This is a genomic window from Stenotrophomonas sp. JAG2, assembly GCF_041080745.1.
GTDB classification, from domain to species: domain Bacteria; phylum Pseudomonadota; class Gammaproteobacteria; order Xanthomonadales; family Xanthomonadaceae; genus Stenotrophomonas; species Stenotrophomonas maltophilia_AA.
The window spans coordinates 19,125-35,040 of the sequence record NZ_JBEUMH010000009.1 but is presented as its reverse complement, the minus strand read 5'-3'; the positions used below and the strand labels follow the sequence as shown (position 1 = coordinate 35,040).

Below are 15,916 nucleotides of genomic sequence, written 5' to 3'. Positions count from 1 at the left end.
GCTATGGTGCCACTGCAGGGGGTGAACGGGAAATGCAGTGTGCCCGGACGGCTAGTCGCAGTTCACGTGCCTGCCCCTGCGGGAGGGTATCGGGCCAGAACAAACGCCAGTGGCGGCGCCCCTCGTGCCGCCAGGCCAGCTGCACCAGCGGGCCGCGGCGCCGCATCTGCAGCTCCTCGACCGGCGCGTCATCCACCTGCGCCGGGGCGTCATCGACCGGGATCAGGAAGACGCACCCCGGGCGGCGCGCATAGCGCCATGCCTCCCACCAGGTACCGGCCATCGCCACCACGCCCAGCCCCAGGCCCCACGGCGCGGGCAGATCGGTCGCCCACAGCGCCCAGGGCATCAGCGCCCCCATGGCGATCAGCGCACGGCACTGCCAGCGCGAGGGATGCCACTCACGCCGGAAGGGCGCGGATCCGGGCGATGAGGGCGGCGGGCGCGGCATGCGGGCACTCCTCGTAGCCCATGAACCAGCGCCACAACTTATCGTCCTCGCTCTCGAGCAGGAACAGGAAAACCTCGCGCTCGTCTGTCGGTGCCTGCAGCCAGCAACGGTCCAGATAACGGCCGAACAGCTGGTCCAGCTCGCGCATGCCACGGCGGCAACGCCAGCGCAGCTTTTTCAGTTCGGTTGCTTCATCCATTTTCTGCGTTTCCAGATAAGGCAAAGCCACGCATGGCGTGGCTCTACCGTTTCGATCGATTTCTGCAGAACCCCGCATGGCGTGGCGCTACAGGACACCCCTGGATCAGGCGCGGCGCGCCATCATCAGCTTCTTGATCTCGGCAATGGCCAGCGCCGGGTTCAGGCCCTTCGGGCAGGTGCGTGAGCAGTTCATGATGGTGTGGCAGCGGTACAGCTTGAACGGGTCTTCCAGCTCGTCCAGGCGCGCACCGGTGTCTTCATCGCGCGAGTCGATGATCCAGCGGTAGGCCTGCAGCAGGATGGCTGGGCCCAGGTAACGCTCGCCGTTCCACCAGTAGCTCGGGCAGCTGGTCGAGCAGCACGCGCACAGGATGCACTCGTACAGGCCGTCCAGCTTCTTGCGGTCTTCCGGCGACTGCAGGCGCTCGCGGTCCGGCGGCGGCGGGGTCTGGGTACGGATCCACGGCTTGATCGAGGCGTACTGCGCGTAGAAGTGGGTCAGGTCCGGCACCAGATCCTTGACCACGCTCATGTGCGGCAGCGGGTAGATCGGCACTTCAGCCTTGCCGCAATCGGCAATCGCGCGGGTGCAGGCCAGCGTGTTGGTGCCGTCGATGTTCATCGCGCACGAACCGCAGATGCCCTCGCGGCACGAACGGCGGAAGGTCAGGGTCGGATCGATCTCGTTCTTGATCTTGATCAGCGCGTCCAGGACCATCGGGCCGCAGGCGTCCAGATCGATCTCATACGTATCGGTGCGCGGATTGCTGTCGTCGTCGGGACTCCAGCGGTAGATCTTGAAGGTGCGGGTGTTCTTCGCACCGGTCTGGGCGGGGAAGTGCTTGCCCTTTCCGATCTTGGAATTCTTGGGGAGGGAAAACTCGGCCATGGCTGTTCTCGTTGGCTCAGGCGGCTCGCGCTGCGGAGCAGGCGCGGGTAGCACGGAAGATGAGGAAGTCGACACCACCGGCCAGCGGCGCACGCGCCACCCCACCCGTGCGGGTGGCGGCGGTCGCGAGCGCTGCGTGGACGGAGGTCATGCCGCAGGTCTCTTAGTAAACGCGCGGCTTGGGCGGGACGACGTCCACGTCCTTGCTGAGCGTGTACATGTGGACCGGACGGTAGTCGAACTCGCACTTGCCGTTTTCGTCGACGTTGACCAGCGTGTGCTTCTGCCAGTTGACGTCGTCGCGGTCCGGGAAGTCCTCATGCGCATGCGCGCCGCGGCTTTCCTTGCGCTGTTCGGCCGAGTTGATCGTCGCCACCGCGTTGAGCAGCAGGTTGTTCAGCTCGTAGGTTTCGATCAGGTCCGAGTTCCACACCAGCGAACGGTCGGAGACCTTGACGTCCTGGAAGGAGTCGAAGATCTCGGCCATCTTGCTGCAGCCCTCTTCCAGCGTCTTGCTGGTGCGGAACACCGCCGCGTCGTTCTGCATGGTGCGCTGCATGCGGTCGCGGATGACCGAGGTCGGGGTGTCGCCGTTGGCGTAACGCAGCTTGTCGAGCAGGCCCAGGGCCTTGTCGCAGGCATCGGACGGCAGGGTCTTGTGCGGTGCGCCGGACTTGATGGTGTCGGCGCAGCGGTTGGCCACCGCACGGCCGAACACGACCAGATCCAGCAGCGAGTTCGAGCCCAGGCGGTTGGCGCCGTGCACGGACACGCAGGCCGCTTCGCCGATGGCGTACAGGCCCGGCACGACCGCATCGGGGTTGTCGCCGACCTTGCGCACGACTTCGCCGTGGTAGTTGGTCGGGATGCCGCCCATGTTGTAGTGCACGGTCGGGATGACCGGGATCGGCTGGGAGTGCACGTCCACGCCGGCGAAGATGCGCGCGCTTTCGGCGATACCCGGCAGCTTGTCGTCGATGACGCCCGGGCCGAGGTGGGTCAGGTCGAGCAGGATGTGATCCTTGTGCTCGCCGACGCCGCGGCCTTCGCGGATCTCGATGGTCATCGAACGCGACACCACGTCGCGCGAAGCCAGATCCTTGTAGTGCGGTGCATAGCGCTCCATGAAGCGCTCGCCGTTGCTGTTGCGCAGGATGCCGCCTTCGCCGCGCACGCCCTCGGTGATCAGGCAGCCCGCGCCGTAGATACCGGTCGGGTGGAACTGCACGAACTCCATGTCCTGCATCGGCAGGCCGGCACGCATGACCAGACCGCCGCCGTCGCCGGTGCAGGTGTGGGCCGAGGTGGCGCTGAAGTAGGCGCGGCCGTAGCCGCCGGTGGCCAGCACCACGCCGTGGGCGCGGAACAGGTGCAGCGAGCCGTCGGCCATGTCCAGCGCGAGCACGCCGCGGCAGACGCCTTCGTCATCGAAGATCAGGTCGAGCGCGAAGTACTCGATCATGAAGCGCGCGTTGTGGGCCAGCGACTGCTGGTACAGCGTGTGCAGCATGGCGTGGCCGGTACGGTCGGCGGCGGCGCAGGTGCGCTGCGCGGACGGGCCTTCGCCGTACTTGGTGGTCATGCCGCCGAACGGGCGCTGGTAGATCTTGCCCTCTTCGGTACGGCTGAACGGCACACCGTAGTGTTCCAGCTCGATGATGGCCGGGATCGCTTCGCGGCACATGTACTCGATGGCGTCCTGGTCACCCAGCCAATCCGAGCCCTTGATGGTGTCGAAGAAGTGGTAGCGCCAGTCGTCTTCGCCCATGTTGCCCAGCGCGGCGGAAATACCGCCCTGCGCGGCCACGGTGTGCGAACGGGTCGGGAAGACCTTGGTCAGACAGACCGTCTGCAGGCCCTTGGCGGCAAGGCCGAACGTGGCGCGCAGGCCAGCACCGCCGGCGCCGACCACGACCATGTCGTACTTGTGTTCCGTAATCTTGTAAGCGGACATCTAATCTGGATTCCTGTCTTGGTGCCTGGACTCAGGCGACGCCGAGCGCGATGCGGGCGACCGCAAAAACACTGACGATCCCGCCGAGCACGGCGATGAACTTCACCGTGGTCTGCAGCGCCAGGGCCAGCAGCGAATTGTGGATGTAGTCTTCCAGCACGACCTGCAGGCCGAGCTGGGCATGCCAGAACATCGCGACCAGGAAGCCGACCAGCAGCACCGCGTTCCACGGCTTGGACACCGCGTCGGTGGCGGTCACGTAATCGGCGCCGATCAGGCTCAGCACGAACACCAGGAACCAGATGGTCAGGCCGACCAGCGCGGTGGCGGTCAGGCGCTGCAGCACGAAATGCTCGGTGCCGGTCTTGGCGGCGCCCAGGCCACGCACGTTCTTCAGCGGGGTACGGTACTTGTTCATGCGGCCGCTCCCAGGAAGACGTAGGCCCAGATCAGGGCGGTGATCACCAGGCTGGCGAAGACCGAGACCCAGCTGCTGCGCACGAAGGCGGGAATGGAGAAGCCGATCGCGAAGTCCTGCACGATATGGCGGATGCCATTGCACAGGTGGTAGGCGAAGGACCAGCTCCAGGCGAACAGGAACAGCTTGCCGTACCAGCTGCCGGCATGGCCGGTGAAGCAGTTCCAGGATTCAGGGCCCATCATCAGGGCGAGCAGGCCGCCGGCGATGATCAGGGCTCCAACAGACAGAAAGATGCCGGTGGCTCGATGCAGGATCGAGGTGGCCATCTGAATCTGCCAGCGATACACCTGAAGGTGCGGGGAAAGGGGACGTTCTCTGGCGGCCATTCGCTGGGCTCGTTGTCTCGGCTGGGCGGCGCAATGCCGCGTTGGCTCAATGCTGATCAGAAATCGATGCAGCGTCCGTTTTTTTCCCAATCTCCGTACCGCACCGGATCAAGTCCGCCGCGGCCGCCGATTTCCAAAGGCAATGCGTCGGTCTCGGGAAGCGGCTGCTTCTCCGGTACCAGCGTGCCTTCAGCTTCAGAATCTGGAGTGGGGGTTGTTTGGCCTATCATGGGTGTTCTCGCAACGCACAAATTTTAGACCCCGTTCACGTGCCTGACAACCTGCCCTCCGATTTCGCCGGCTTTTCGCGCCTCCCCGGTCACCAGCTGCTCAGCCTCAGCGGTGCCGATGCGGCAGCGTTCGCCCATGCCCAATTCTCCAGCGATGTCGCCGCCCTGCCCCTGCGGCATTGGCAGTGGAGCGCCTGGCTGACGGCCAAGGGCCGCACCATTGCTGTGTTCCAGCTGTTGCGGCTGGACGAGGAGCGCATCGTGCTGCTGCTCGCCGACGGCGACGCCGATGCGATTGCGTCGCAGTTGCAGCGTTTTGTATTCCGCCGCAAGGTCCGGATCGAGGTGCGCAACGACCTGGCCGTGGTGGCGAGCTTCACCGCCCCCGAAGCGGCCTCCGGCGCCGCGATTGCGCAACTTGCTGGCGAAACCGTGGAATTGGACCTGGGCAGCGACGCGCTTCCGCGCAGCCTGCGGATCGGTGCCGCCGATGCCGTGGCCGCCGCCGCGGACAGCGCGGATATCGCACTGGCCTGGCGCCAGTCCGACCTGCGTTATGGGCTGCCGCGACTGGACGCCGATCAGCGTGAACAGTGGACGCCACAGCAGCTGGGGCTGGACCGCCTGAACGGGTACAGCGTCAAGAAGGGCTGCTACCCGGGCCAGGAAATCGTGGCCCGCACCCATTTCCTGGGCAAGGCCAAGCGCGCCCTGCAGCTGCTGCGGGTCGTGGAGGGCACGACCAGCGGCACGCAGGTGCAGCAGAACGAGGCGGCGATCGGCACGGTCGCCTCGGTGGCCGGTGACCTGGCCCTGGCAGTGCTGCCGCTGGAGATCGCGCCGGAGCCGTTGACGGTCGGCGGGGTTGACGCCGCCCACCTGCCCTTGCTGGACGGCCTGGCGCGGTAACAGGCATCGACCGTTGGTCGATGCGTACGCGCCCCGGTCCGATCACGGTCACGACCAACGGTCGTGACCTACTCCCCGGTAGGCGCCGACCGTTGGTCGGCGCACCGCGTAACCCGTCCCCGCCTTAGGCGTCGTTCAAGCGCTCGCCGGTCTCTGCATCGAAGAAATGCAGGCCCTGCGGGTGGATCGCCACGCGGATCGGCTCGCCAACGGACGGCAACGCCTGCGGCGCCACGCGCATCACCAATGGCTGGCCGCCGCTGGTCATGTTGACGAAGATCTCGTTGCCGACCGGCTCGATGCCATCGATCATCGCCTCGAACGCGGTCGCATCCCCGGCCGCGGCCGGCTGCAGATGCTCCGGGCGCACGCCCACGGCGATCGCCCTGCCGACCCATGCCTGATCGATCCGGGCCTGGCCCAGCGGTGCGGTCAGTGCGGTGTCCTGCACGGCATAGCCACTGTCGGTGCGCTGCAGAGTGCCGCGCAGCACGTTCATCGCCGGGCTGCCGAGGAAGCCGGCCACGAACAGATTGGCCGGACGGTCGTACAGCGCCATCGGGGTATCGATCTGCTGGATCACGCCATCCTTCAGCACCACGATCCGCTGGCCCAGGGTCATCGCTTCCACCTGATCGTGGGTCACGTAGATCATGGTGGTGCCGAGCTTGCGATGCAGCTGCGCGATTTCCGTGCGCACGCTGTGGCGCAGCTTGGCGTCCAGGTTGGACAGCGGCTCATCGAGCAGGAACACCGCCGGCTCGCGCACCAGCGCCCGGCCCAGCGCGACGCGCTGACGCTGGCCGCCGGACATCGCCTTGGGCAGCTTGTCGAGCATGTCGGTCAGGCCCAGCGTTTCGGCCGCCTCGCCCACCCGCTTGCTGATCGTGGCCTTGTCGTGCCCGCGCAGCTTCAGACCGAAGGCCAGGTTCTCGGCCACGGTCATGTGCGGGTACAGCGCATAGCTCTGGAACACCATGGCGATGTCGCGGTCCTTGGGCGCCACGTCGTTGACCACGCGGTCGCCGATCGTCAGCGTGCCGCCACTGATTTCTTCCAGGCCGGCGACCATGCGCAGCAGTGTGGACTTGCCACACCCCGACGGCCCCACCAGCACCATCAATTCACCATCGGCCACTTCGAAGGTCGCGCCCTGCACGGCCACCTGACCGTTGTCGTAGACCTTGCGAACGCCCTGCAACTGCACTTTTGCCATATCACCATTCCAGTCCGCCCGGTCTCCGGGCTGTTATGCGGAACTGCCTTCGGCCCTCCCGATGGCAGGTCGATGGCGTGGTGCCGCATGACGGCGACCACTGCAATCGAATACAGTCTGCGCATTCTGCCATGTAAACGTTTTCACGTGGCACTATCCGATAGTCGGCCGTGACCTGGATGCCGGGGAGGATGCGATATCCCCCACGACACCGGGTTGGCAGGCCATCATGCCGGGCGGAATCCATGGGGCGTGCTGCACCTGCAACAAGCAGACAACGGACCCCGCCCGACCCCCGAGAACTTAGACGAGAAGCGATTGACAACGATGTCACCCGGATCTGAAACTCGAGCGATGCACGACACCCTTTTCCTGTTTGGCGCCACAGGTGACCTGGCCCAGCGCTATCTGTTCCCCTCGCTGCTGCGATTGCTGGGTGACGGTCTGCTCCCCGAGGACTTCAAGGTCCGTGCGCTGGCGCTGTCGCCGCACGATACCGAAGCCTTCCGCGAGATCCTGCGCCCGCGCCTGCAGCAGGCCATGCCGATGGCCAGCCAGGACGACATCCACTCGCTGCTCCAGCGCATCGACTACCGCTCGGTGGATCTGCGCGATCCGGACTCGGTGGCCGAGTCGGTCAGCGATCTGGTCGACCGCCACTGCGTGAGCTACCTGGCCATTCCGCCGGGCCTGTACATCTCCACCTGCGAAGGGCTGGCCAAGGGCGGCGCGTTGGCCGCTCCGCACCGCCTGATGCTGGAGAAGCCGATCGGCAGCGACAGTGCCAGCGCCGAGGAGATCATCTCCACCATCGGCCAGTGGATCGACGAAGACCGCGTGTTCCGCCTGGATCACTACCTGGGCAAGGCCGCGGTGCAGAACCTGATCGCGCTGCGCTTCGGCAACACGCTGCTCGAAGCGGTATGGAACCGCAACTACATCGAATCGGTGCACATCCTGGTCGCCGAGAGCGAGGGCGTGGACGGTCGCGATGCCTACTACGCCCGCTCCGGCGCGCTGCGCGACATGGTCCAGAGCCACATCCTGCAGTTGCTCTGCCTGGTCGCGATGGAGCCGCCGGCCTCGCTGGAAGCCGACCGCATCCGCGATGAAAAGGTCAAAGTGCTGCGCGCCCTGCGCCCGCTCACCGCCAAGCACGCCGCACGCGACAGCGTGCGCGGCCGCTACACCGCCGGCACCATCAACGGCCAGCCCGCGCAGGCCTACCAGCCGCCGGAAGGCAGCGATGTGGAAACCTTCGCCGGGGTCACCGCGCATATCGACAACTGGCGCTGGTCCGGCGTGCCGTTCCACCTGGTCACCGGCAAGCGCCTGGCCGAGCGCACCACCCGCGTGGTGGTCACGCTGAAGCCGGTCACCCACTGGCTGTTCGAGCGCCCGCACCGCCGCAACGCGACCCCGAACCGCATCACCTTCCAGCTGCAGCCGCAGGAGAACATCGAGCTGGGCCTGATGAGCTCGCTGGCCGGCCCGGAATGGGGCGCGCTGGAACTGCATCCGCTGGAACTGGAACTGTCCGTGCCGACCGGCCTGCACCGTCGCATCGCCTACGAGCGCCTGTTCCTGGATGCGTTCAACGGCAACCATGCGCTGTTCGTGCGCGATGACGAAGTGCGCGCCGCCTGGGCCTGGATCGACAGCGTCAGCGACGCGTGGAAGGAAGCCAAGCTGCCGCTGCAGCCCTACCCGGCCGGCGAATGGGGTCCGCGGGAAGCCACCGGCTTCCTGCCCGCCGACGCCGAGGCCGACGCTGTCCACGGTGATCAGGCATGACGGTGTTGTCCCAGCCGGTCCTCGTCGCGGATATCGGAGGTACCAACGCACGCTTCGCCCTGGCCGATACCTCGCTGGCCGCGCCGCTGCAGCAGGACAGCATCCGCGAGTTCCGCGTCGCGGAGTTCCCGTCGCTCGGTGAGGCGGCGCGCCACTATCTGGACGAGATCGGCGCGGAGGCAAAACGCGGCGTGTTCGCCGTGGCCGGCCGCGTCGACGGTGACGAGGCGCGCATCACCAATCACCCGTGGGTGATCTCGCGCATGCGCACCGCGCACATGCTCGGCTTCGACGAGCTGCACCTGATCAACGACTTCGCCGCCCAGGCGATGGCGATTTCGCTGCTGCAGCCGCAGGACGTGATCCAGGTCGGCGGCGCGGCGTGGGTGCCGGGCAAACCCGGCCAGCCGCGCAACTATGCGGTGATCGGCCCGGGCACCGGGCTGGGCGTGGGCGGGCTGATCCTGCGCCACGGCCGCTGCTACCCGCTGGAAACCGAAGGAGGCCACGTCAGCTTCCCGCCAGGCACGCCAGAGGAGATCCGCATCCTGGAGATCCTGTCCGAGCAGTTCGGCCGTGTCTCCAACGAGCGCCTGATCTGCGGCCCGGGCCTGGTCAACATCCATCGCGCCGTGTGCGAGATGGCCGATATCGATCCGGGCCAGCTGCAGCCAGTGGACGTCACCGCGCGTGCGCTGCATGGCGACCCGCAGGCGATGCGCACCGTGGATGTGTTCTGCGCGGTGTTCGGCGCGATCGCCGGCGACCTGGTGCTGATGCAGGGCGCCTGGGACGGCGTGTTCCTGACCGGCGGCCTGGTGCCGAAGATGCTCGATTCGCTGCAGCACTCCGGCTTCCGCCAGCGCTTTGAACACAAGGGCCGCTTCTCTTCGATCATGTCCAAGGTGCCGTCACTGGCGGTGATGCACCCCAGCCCCGGCCTGCTCGGCGCGGCCGCGTATGCGGCGGATGTGGAACGCGATCTGCCGGGAGGCACCGCATGAATACCCTGGATACGTCCGATCGTTTCACCCTGATCCGCCATGGCGATGCCGATGGCTGGATCGAAGCCGTCGCCGCCGAAATGGCGGCCGAGCTCAACCGCGACATCGCCGAATTCGGCCGGGCGCGCATGCTACTCTCCGGCGGCACCACGCCGGCGCCGGTCTACCAGGCGCTGGCCGAGCTGGACGTTCAATGGGACCGGGTGGAAGTGAGCCTGGTCGATGAGCGCTGGCTCTCGCCGCAGGATCGCGACAGCAATGCATGGCTGGTGAAGGAGAGCTTCCTCACCCGTGCCGAAGGCGCGCATTTCGATCCGCTGGTGCGGGTCGGCAAGCCGTTGCCCGAGTGCGTCTACAGCGCCAACCTGCAGGCCCAGCACAGCCAGCGGCCCTGCCTGAGCGTGCTCGGCATGGGCAATGACGGCCACACCGCCTCGCTGTTCCCGGGTTCGAAGGATCTGACCCGCGCACTGGAAAGCACCCTGCCCTACGCGGCGCTGGATGCCACCGGCTGCCCCGGTGCCAACCAGTGGCCGCTGCGCATCACCCTCACGCCACACGGCCTGAAGCAGAGCCGCCAGCGCCTGTTGCTGCTGCGTGGCAAGCAGAAGCTGGAAGTGCTCAAGCACGCGCTGGAAAGCAACAATCCGCAGCTGTATCCCATCCTCAACGCGATCGATCTCGACGGCGCGAAACTGCGCGTCCACTGGTGTGACTGAGTTGCCCCGGTGTTGTTCCGTTCGCCTTCTCATAGCCGGTAGCCAATGAGCCTGCATCCCAAACTCCATGCCATCACCGAGCGCATCGTCCAGCGCAGCGTCGCCTCCCGCGCCGCCTACCTGGCCGGTGTCGACGCGGCGCTGCGCGACGGTCCGTTCCGTTCGCGCCTGAGCTGCGGCAACCTCGCCCACGGGTTCGCCGCGTGCGGCCCGACCGACAAGTCGCGCCTGCGCGGCGGCGTGACGCCCAACCTGGGCATCATCACCGCGTACAACGACATGCTCTCGGCGCACCAGCCGTTCGAGCACTACCCGGAGATCCTGCGCGAAACCGCGCGCGAACTCGGCGCGACCGCACAGGTTGCCGGTGGCGTGCCGGCGATGTGCGACGGCGTCACCCAGGGCCGCGGCGGCATGGAGCTGTCGCTGTTCTCGCGCGATGTGATCGCCCAGTCGACCGCGATCGGCCTGAGCCATGACATGTTCGATGCCAGCGTCTACCTCGGCGTCTGCGACAAGATCGTGCCGGGCCTGCTGATCGGTGCGCTCGCTTTCGGCCACCTGCCGGCGATCTTCCTGCCGGCCGGCCCGATGACCCCGGGCATTCCGAACAAGCAGAAGGCCGAAGTGCGCGAGCGCTATGCGGCCGGCCAGGCGACCCGCGAGGAACTGCTGGAAGCCGAAGCCGCCTCGTACCACGGCGCCGGCACCTGCACCTTCTATGGCACCGCCAACTCCAACCAGACCCTGCTCGAGGCGATGGGCGTGCAGATGCCGGGCGCCTCGTTCGTCAATCCGGATACGCCGCTGCGCGATGCACTGACCCGCCAGGCGGCAGTGCGTGCGCTGGAGATCAGCGCGCTGGGCGACGACTTCCGACCGCTCGGCCGCTTGATCGACGAACGCGCGATCGTCAACGCCGTGGTCACCCTGATGGCCACCGGCGGCTCGACCAACCACACCATCCACTGGATCGCAGTGGCGCGTGCGGCCGGCATCGTGCTGACCTGGGACGACATGGACCAGCTCTCGCAGCTGATCCCGCTGCTGGCCCGCGTCTATCCGAACGGCGAAGCCGACGTGAACCGCTTCGCTGCCGCGGGCGGCACCGCGTTCGTGTTCCGTGAGCTGATGGAGGCCGGCCTGATGCACGCCGACCTGCAGACCGTGGCCGAAGGCGGCATGCCGCAGTACGGCCAGGAGCCGGCGTTGCGCGACGGCAAGCTGACCTACATCGATGGTGTGCGCGAGAGCGCCGATCCGGATGTGGTGCGTGGCGTGGCCAATCCGTTCGAATCCCAGGGCGGCCTGCGCCTGCTGCGCGGCAATCTCGGTCGGTCGCTGATCAAGCTGTCTGCGGTGAAGCCGGAATTCCGCACGATCGAAGCGCCGGCGGTGGTGGTCGATGCGCCGCAGGTGCTGAACAAGCTGCACGCAGCCGGTGTGCTGCCGCACGATTTCGTTGCGGTGGTCCGCTACCAGGGCCCGCGCTCCAACGGCATGCCGGAGCTGCATTCGCTGGCGCCTCTGCTGGGCCTGCTGCAGAACCAGGGACGCCGGGTGGCGCTGGTCACCGATGGTCGTCTGTCGGGGGCCTCGGGCAAGTTCCCGGCGGCGATCCACATGACGCCGGAAGCGTCGCGCGGCGGTCCACTGGCGCGGGTGCGCGAGGGCGACATCATCCGTCTGGATGGCGAGGCCGGCACGCTGGAACTGCTGGTGGATGCGGCGGAGTTCGCGGCTCGCGAGCCGGCGCCGAACACGGCACCGGCGGGGAACGATCTGGGCCGCAATCTGTTCGCGATGAGCCGCCGTCTGGTGGGCCCGGCCGATCAGGGCGCGATGTCGATTTCGTGCGGGCCGGCGGCCGATGACGGCAGCATCTGGAACTACGATGCGGAATACGAGCTTGGGCATGATGCGGCGGCTGCGGATGCGCCGCATGAGGGTAAGGACGCGTGAGCTGACGCAAAAGCGGCGGCTGGGTGTTCTGGTTGAGGCAGCGGGATGGCCCCAACCAGGACGCGCCGTGAACCCATCCATGGGGGCTCGTAAAGCGGCATCCATGCCGCTTAACGGTCCTGGTTGGGGCCATCCCGCTGCCTCCGGACACTTTTCGGCGCGTCATTTGCGCTGCACACATTGATGAAAAGAAGGATTGGAAACGCATGAGCATCGCCGAACATCAGAAACGCGCTGAAACCCTGTTGACGGCTGCCGGCATTCTGCCGGTGGTGACGGTGCATACGCTGGATCAGGCCCGTGCGGTCAGCGCGGCGTTGCTGGAGGGCGGGCTGCCCGCGATCGAGCTGACGCTGCGTACGCCGGTGGCGATGGAGGCCTTGGCGATGCTCAAGCGCGAGCTGCCCGATGTGGTGGTGGGTGCGGGCACGGTGTTGACCGTGGAGCAGATGCAGCAGTCGATCGATGCGGGTGCGGATTTCCTGGTCACGCCGGGTACGCCGGCGCACATGGCCGATGCGTTGGCGCAGGCCGCGTTGCCGGTGGTGCCGGGTGCGGCGTCGCCGACCGAAATGCTGGCGCTGTATGCGCGCGGCTTCCGGGTCTGCAAGTTGTTCCCGGCCTCGGCGGTGGGCGGCCTGGCGATGATCAAGGGTCTGGCAGGTCCGATCCCGGATCTGAAGCTGTGCCCGACCGGTGGCATCACCGAAGACACGGCGGCCGAGTACCTCGAGCAGAAGAACGTGGTCTGCATCGGCGGTTCGTGGATGGTGCCGGGCGGGTGGATCGAGCGCGGTGAGTGGGACAAGGTGCGCGAGAGTGCGGCCCAGGCCGCGAAGATCGTGGCGCGGGTCCGCGCGCACTGAACGAAAACGCCCGGGCATGCCCGGGCGTTTTTCCATCCGCCGCCAGCACGCGGATTACATCGGGCGTGCCGGATCCACCAGACCGTACTGGCTGGCCATGCGCGCGAGCGCGATGTTGTCGTTGATGCCCATCTTCTCGAACAGGCGCGCCTTGTGCGTGTTGACGGTCTTCGCGCTGAGGCTCAGGCGCTTGGCGATGTCTTCCTGGCGCAGGCCCTGGGTGAGCAGCAGGGCCACTTCCAGTTCGCGCGGGGACAGCGTGTCGAACGGCGAGTGGTTGCCTTCCACGTTCGACAGCGCCAGGTTCTGCGCGATGCTGTTGCCCAGGTAACGGCGACCCAGCGCGGCATCGCGCACCGCACGCAGCAGTTCCTGCGCATCGCAGGCCTTGCCGATGTAACCGGAGGCACCGGCTTCGAGCAGGCGCTTGGGCATCGGGCCGTCTTCAAGGACGGAGACGATCACCACGCGGGTGCCGTGATCGCCACGGACCACGCGTTCGGTGACCTCCATGCCGCTCACGCCCGGCAGGTGCAGATCGCACAGCACGACGTCGGGCCGCAGGCGGCGGATATCCGGCAGCGCATCTTCACCGCTCTCCGCCTCACCGACCACCTCGATGTCGGTCTCGTTGGAGAGGATCATCTTCATGCCCGTACGCACCAGAGCATGATCGTCCACCAGATACACTCGAATCGTCATCCGCCAACCTCGTCAAACTTTGTGAACGGGGGCAAGCCTAGCCGCGGGATGTGTCGATCACAAGGAACCGGGTTCCCCATCATCGCGTTCTGGTCCGCGCATCACAGACATGCTGTCCTGCCCCTCCCCCTGTGCCTCTCACCCTCGCCTGATCCAATGGAGCAGCCTATGGGTGCAGCCCGCTTTCATGCCGCTTTCGGCCAGTTTACCGCCGTATTCGTTTCAGTGGCGATGCCGCCACGGATGGCGGCGGCGGAACATGACCAGGAAGCACCCTACCACCCAGACCAGGGCGGCACACCAGCCGGCCAGGATGTCGGAGGGGTAATGGACGCCGAGGTAGACCCTCGAGAGGCTCACCAGCACCGCGAAGGTCACCGCAGACAGGGCCACCGGCCAACGCCAGCGGGTGTTCCAGGCCAGCAGCACCAGGGTGACGGCCAGGGTCATCGAGCCCATCGCGTGGCCGCTGGGGAAGCTGAAGGTGCTCTCCGGGGCGATCGATTCCCACAGGCTGGGGCGGTCACGCTGGAAGAAGCGCTTGCTGCCCAGGTTCAGCAGGGCGGAGCCGACGAAGCAGATCGCCACGAAACTGGCTTCGCGCCAGCGTTTGCGCCAGACCAGCAGGGACACGATCAGCACGTCGGCCGGGATCAGGAACCACTCGTAGCCCAGCTTGGAGAGCAGCACGAAGATCGCGTCCAGCCCCGGCGAATGCAGCCCGTGCATCTTCCACAGCAGGGGCGCGTCGAAATAGATCGATTCCAGTTCGTGGACTTCGTCGGCCAGCGCGACGAACCCCGCCAGCGGCAACAGCACGCCGACGAACAGCAGGACGAAGCGCCAGGCGTTGCGGCCCATCCAGTGGCGGAAACCGGCCGCCGGCTCCGGGGCGGCCAGCACTGCCGGCTTATCCCGCGCGTCGGACATAGGTCCGTTCGACGTACGCGTCGATCAGCGCCACGAAGTCCTGGGCGATGTTGTCGCCGCGCAGGGTCACCGTCTTCTCACCGTCCACGAAGACCGGTGCAGCCGGGGTTTCGCCGGTGCCCGGCAGCGAGATGCCGATGTTGGCGTGGCGCGATTCGCCCGGCCCGTTGACGATGCAGCCCATGACCGCCAGGGTCATGCTCTCCGCGCCGGGGTGGCTCACTTTCCAGACCGGCATCTTCTCGCGCACATGGTTCTGCACGACCTTGGCCAGTTCCTGGAAGAACTCCGAGGTGGTCCGGCCGCAGCCCGGGCAGGCCGTGACCAGCGGCGTGAAGGCCCGCTGCCCGGTGGTCTGCAGCAGCTCCTGGGCCACGATTACCTCGGCCGTGCGCGACTGGCCCGGCTCCGGCGTCAGCGAAATACGGATGGTATCGCCGATGCCTTCCTGCATCAGCACGGCCAGCGCCGCCGAGGAAGCGACGATGCCCTTGCTGCCGATGCCCGCTTCGGTCAGGCCCAGGTGCAGCGCGAAATCCGAGCGCTGGGCCAGGTCGCGGTACACCGCGATCAGCTCCTGCACGCCACTGACCTTGGCCGAGAGCACGATGCGATCGCGCGGCAGGCCGAGCTCGACAGCGGTTTCAGCCGAATCCAGCGCCGAACGGATCAGCGCTTCGCGCAGCACGCGGCCTGCATCCCAGGGCTGCGCGCGCTGGCTGTTCTCGTCCATCAGGCGCGCGGCCAGGGACTGGTCCAGCGAGCCCCAGTTGGCGCCGATGCGGACCGGCTTGTTGTAGCGGATCGCGAACTCGATCAGCTGCGCGAACTGGGTGTCCTTCTTCTTGCCGAAGCCGACGTTGCCCGGGTTGATCCGGTACTTGGCCAGGGCCTCGGCGCAGGCCGGTTCCTGGGTCAACAACTGGTGGCCGTTGTAGTGGAAGTCGCCGATCAGGGGGACATCGATCCCCATCATCTGCAGCTTCTCCACGATCCGCGGGATGGCCGCGGCCGACTCGGGATTGTTGACGGTCAACCGCACCATCTCCGAGCCCGCACGCCACAGTTCGGCCACCTGCTTCACGCTGGAGGCGACATCGGCGGTGTCGGTGTTGGTCATCGACTGCACCACCACGGGATGGCCCCCACCCACGACCACGCCGCCGATATGGACAGGCTGGGTCTGGCGGCGGGCCCACACGGCGGAGTCGGCGGGTTGGGTCGGTCGGGTCACGGCGTCATGCATCCGCCTATTTTAGCGCGCCAGGCGCACGCTGAGGTG

General features: G+C 66.9%; 17 protein-coding genes. 6 read left to right on the top strand and 11 right to left on the bottom strand.

Annotated features, from left to right (window positions below):
• Nucleotide 1: 1 nt before the first annotated feature.
• The 7 genes from AB9O74_RS12910 to AB9O74_RS12880 form a co-directional block, all read right to left on the bottom strand.
• Nucleotides 2-451, bottom strand: coding sequence for a hypothetical protein (locus AB9O74_RS12910; protein ID WP_369349539.1), 450 nt, complete (start codon nt 449-451; stop codon nt 2-4).
• Complete coding sequence (locus AB9O74_RS12905; protein ID WP_019183252.1) at nt 402-650, bottom strand: succinate dehydrogenase assembly factor 2; 249 nt, start codon at nt 648-650, stop codon at nt 402-404. The genes AB9O74_RS12910 and AB9O74_RS12905 overlap by 50 nt, the downstream gene beginning before the upstream one ends.
• Nucleotides 651-755: 105 nt before the next feature.
• The gene (locus AB9O74_RS12900; RefSeq protein WP_088432210.1) at nt 756-1,541 is read right to left on the bottom strand and encodes a succinate dehydrogenase iron-sulfur subunit; all 786 of its coding nucleotides are present in this window, start codon (nt 1,539-1,541) and stop codon (nt 756-758) included.
• A gap of 163 nt (nt 1,542-1,704) precedes the next feature.
• Entirely contained in the window at nt 1,705-3,495 is a 1,791-nt protein-coding gene (gene sdhA, locus AB9O74_RS12895) for a succinate dehydrogenase flavoprotein subunit (RefSeq protein ID WP_354274217.1), read from the bottom strand.
• Between the two features lie 31 nt (nt 3,496-3,526).
• Nucleotides 3,527-3,913, bottom strand: coding sequence for a succinate dehydrogenase, hydrophobic membrane anchor protein (gene sdhD / locus AB9O74_RS12890; protein ID WP_176989690.1), 387 nt, complete (start codon nt 3,911-3,913; stop codon nt 3,527-3,529).
• Complete coding sequence (gene sdhC / locus AB9O74_RS12885) at nt 3,910-4,302, bottom strand: succinate dehydrogenase, cytochrome b556 subunit (protein WP_179459214.1); 393 nt, start codon at nt 4,300-4,302, stop codon at nt 3,910-3,912. The genes sdhD and sdhC overlap by 4 nt, the downstream gene beginning before the upstream one ends.
• Before the next feature lie 56 nt (nt 4,303-4,358).
• On the bottom strand, nt 4,359-4,532 hold the full coding sequence (locus AB9O74_RS12880) for a DUF1674 domain-containing protein (RefSeq protein ID WP_176989688.1): 174 nt from the start codon (nt 4,530-4,532) through the stop codon (nt 4,359-4,361).
• Between the two features lie 39 nt (nt 4,533-4,571).
• On the opposite strand from AB9O74_RS12880, the gene AB9O74_RS12875 reads away from it, so the two are divergent.
• The gene (locus AB9O74_RS12875) at nt 4,572-5,441 is read left to right on the top strand and encodes a folate-binding protein YgfZ (protein ID WP_369349538.1); all 870 of its coding nucleotides are present in this window, start codon (nt 4,572-4,574) and stop codon (nt 5,439-5,441) included.
• A 124-nt stretch (nt 5,442-5,565) separates the two neighbouring features.
• Here AB9O74_RS12875 and AB9O74_RS12870 read toward each other — a convergent pair whose 3' ends face one another.
• On the bottom strand, nt 5,566-6,657 hold the full coding sequence (locus AB9O74_RS12870) for an ABC transporter ATP-binding protein (protein WP_176989686.1): 1,092 nt from the start codon (nt 6,655-6,657) through the stop codon (nt 5,566-5,568).
• 354 nt (nt 6,658-7,011) lie between these two features.
• On the opposite strand from AB9O74_RS12870, the gene zwf reads away from it, so the two are divergent.
• The 5 genes from zwf to AB9O74_RS12845 all read left to right on the top strand — a co-directional run bounded on the left by zwf (nt 7,012) and on the right by AB9O74_RS12845 (nt 13,002).
• Nucleotides 7,012-8,451, top strand: coding sequence for a glucose-6-phosphate dehydrogenase (gene zwf, locus AB9O74_RS12865; RefSeq protein ID WP_369349537.1), 1,440 nt, complete (start codon nt 7,012-7,014; stop codon nt 8,449-8,451).
• The gene (glk, locus tag AB9O74_RS12860; RefSeq protein ID WP_176989684.1) at nt 8,448-9,455 is read left to right on the top strand and encodes a glucokinase; all 1,008 of its coding nucleotides are present in this window, start codon (nt 8,448-8,450) and stop codon (nt 9,453-9,455) included. Before zwf ends, glk begins: the two co-directional genes overlap by 4 nt.
• The gene (pgl, locus tag AB9O74_RS12855; RefSeq protein ID WP_176989683.1) at nt 9,452-10,174 is read left to right on the top strand and encodes a 6-phosphogluconolactonase; all 723 of its coding nucleotides are present in this window, start codon (nt 9,452-9,454) and stop codon (nt 10,172-10,174) included. The genes glk and pgl overlap by 4 nt, the downstream gene beginning before the upstream one ends.
• A 45-nt stretch (nt 10,175-10,219) precedes the next feature.
• Nucleotides 10,220-12,136 (top strand): phosphogluconate dehydratase, encoded by a 1,917-nt coding sequence (edd, locus tag AB9O74_RS12850; protein WP_369349536.1) that lies wholly within the window; start codon nt 10,220-10,222, stop codon nt 12,134-12,136.
• 206 nt (nt 12,137-12,342) lie between these two features.
• Nucleotides 12,343-13,002, top strand: a complete 660-nt coding sequence (locus AB9O74_RS12845; protein WP_176989681.1) for a bifunctional 4-hydroxy-2-oxoglutarate aldolase/2-dehydro-3-deoxy-phosphogluconate aldolase — start codon at nt 12,343-12,345, stop codon at nt 13,000-13,002.
• 54 nt (nt 13,003-13,056) lie between these two features.
• Here the strand turns inward: AB9O74_RS12845 and AB9O74_RS12840 are convergent, their stop codons facing one another.
• The 3 genes from AB9O74_RS12840 to ispG form a co-directional block, all read right to left on the bottom strand.
• The gene (locus AB9O74_RS12840; RefSeq protein WP_019183265.1) at nt 13,057-13,704 is read right to left on the bottom strand and encodes a response regulator; all 648 of its coding nucleotides are present in this window, start codon (nt 13,702-13,704) and stop codon (nt 13,057-13,059) included.
• A 222-nt stretch (nt 13,705-13,926) separates the two neighbouring features.
• Nucleotides 13,927-14,634, bottom strand: a complete 708-nt coding sequence (locus AB9O74_RS12835) for a phosphatase PAP2 family protein (protein WP_369349535.1) — start codon at nt 14,632-14,634, stop codon at nt 13,927-13,929.
• Nucleotides 14,615-15,880: a flavodoxin-dependent (E)-4-hydroxy-3-methylbut-2-enyl-diphosphate synthase gene (gene ispG, locus AB9O74_RS12830; RefSeq protein WP_313212901.1), complete on the bottom strand. Its 1,266-nt coding sequence runs from the start codon at nt 15,878-15,880 to the stop codon at nt 14,615-14,617. The genes AB9O74_RS12835 and ispG overlap by 20 nt, the downstream gene beginning before the upstream one ends.
• Between the last annotated feature and the right edge of the window lie 36 nt (nt 15,881-15,916).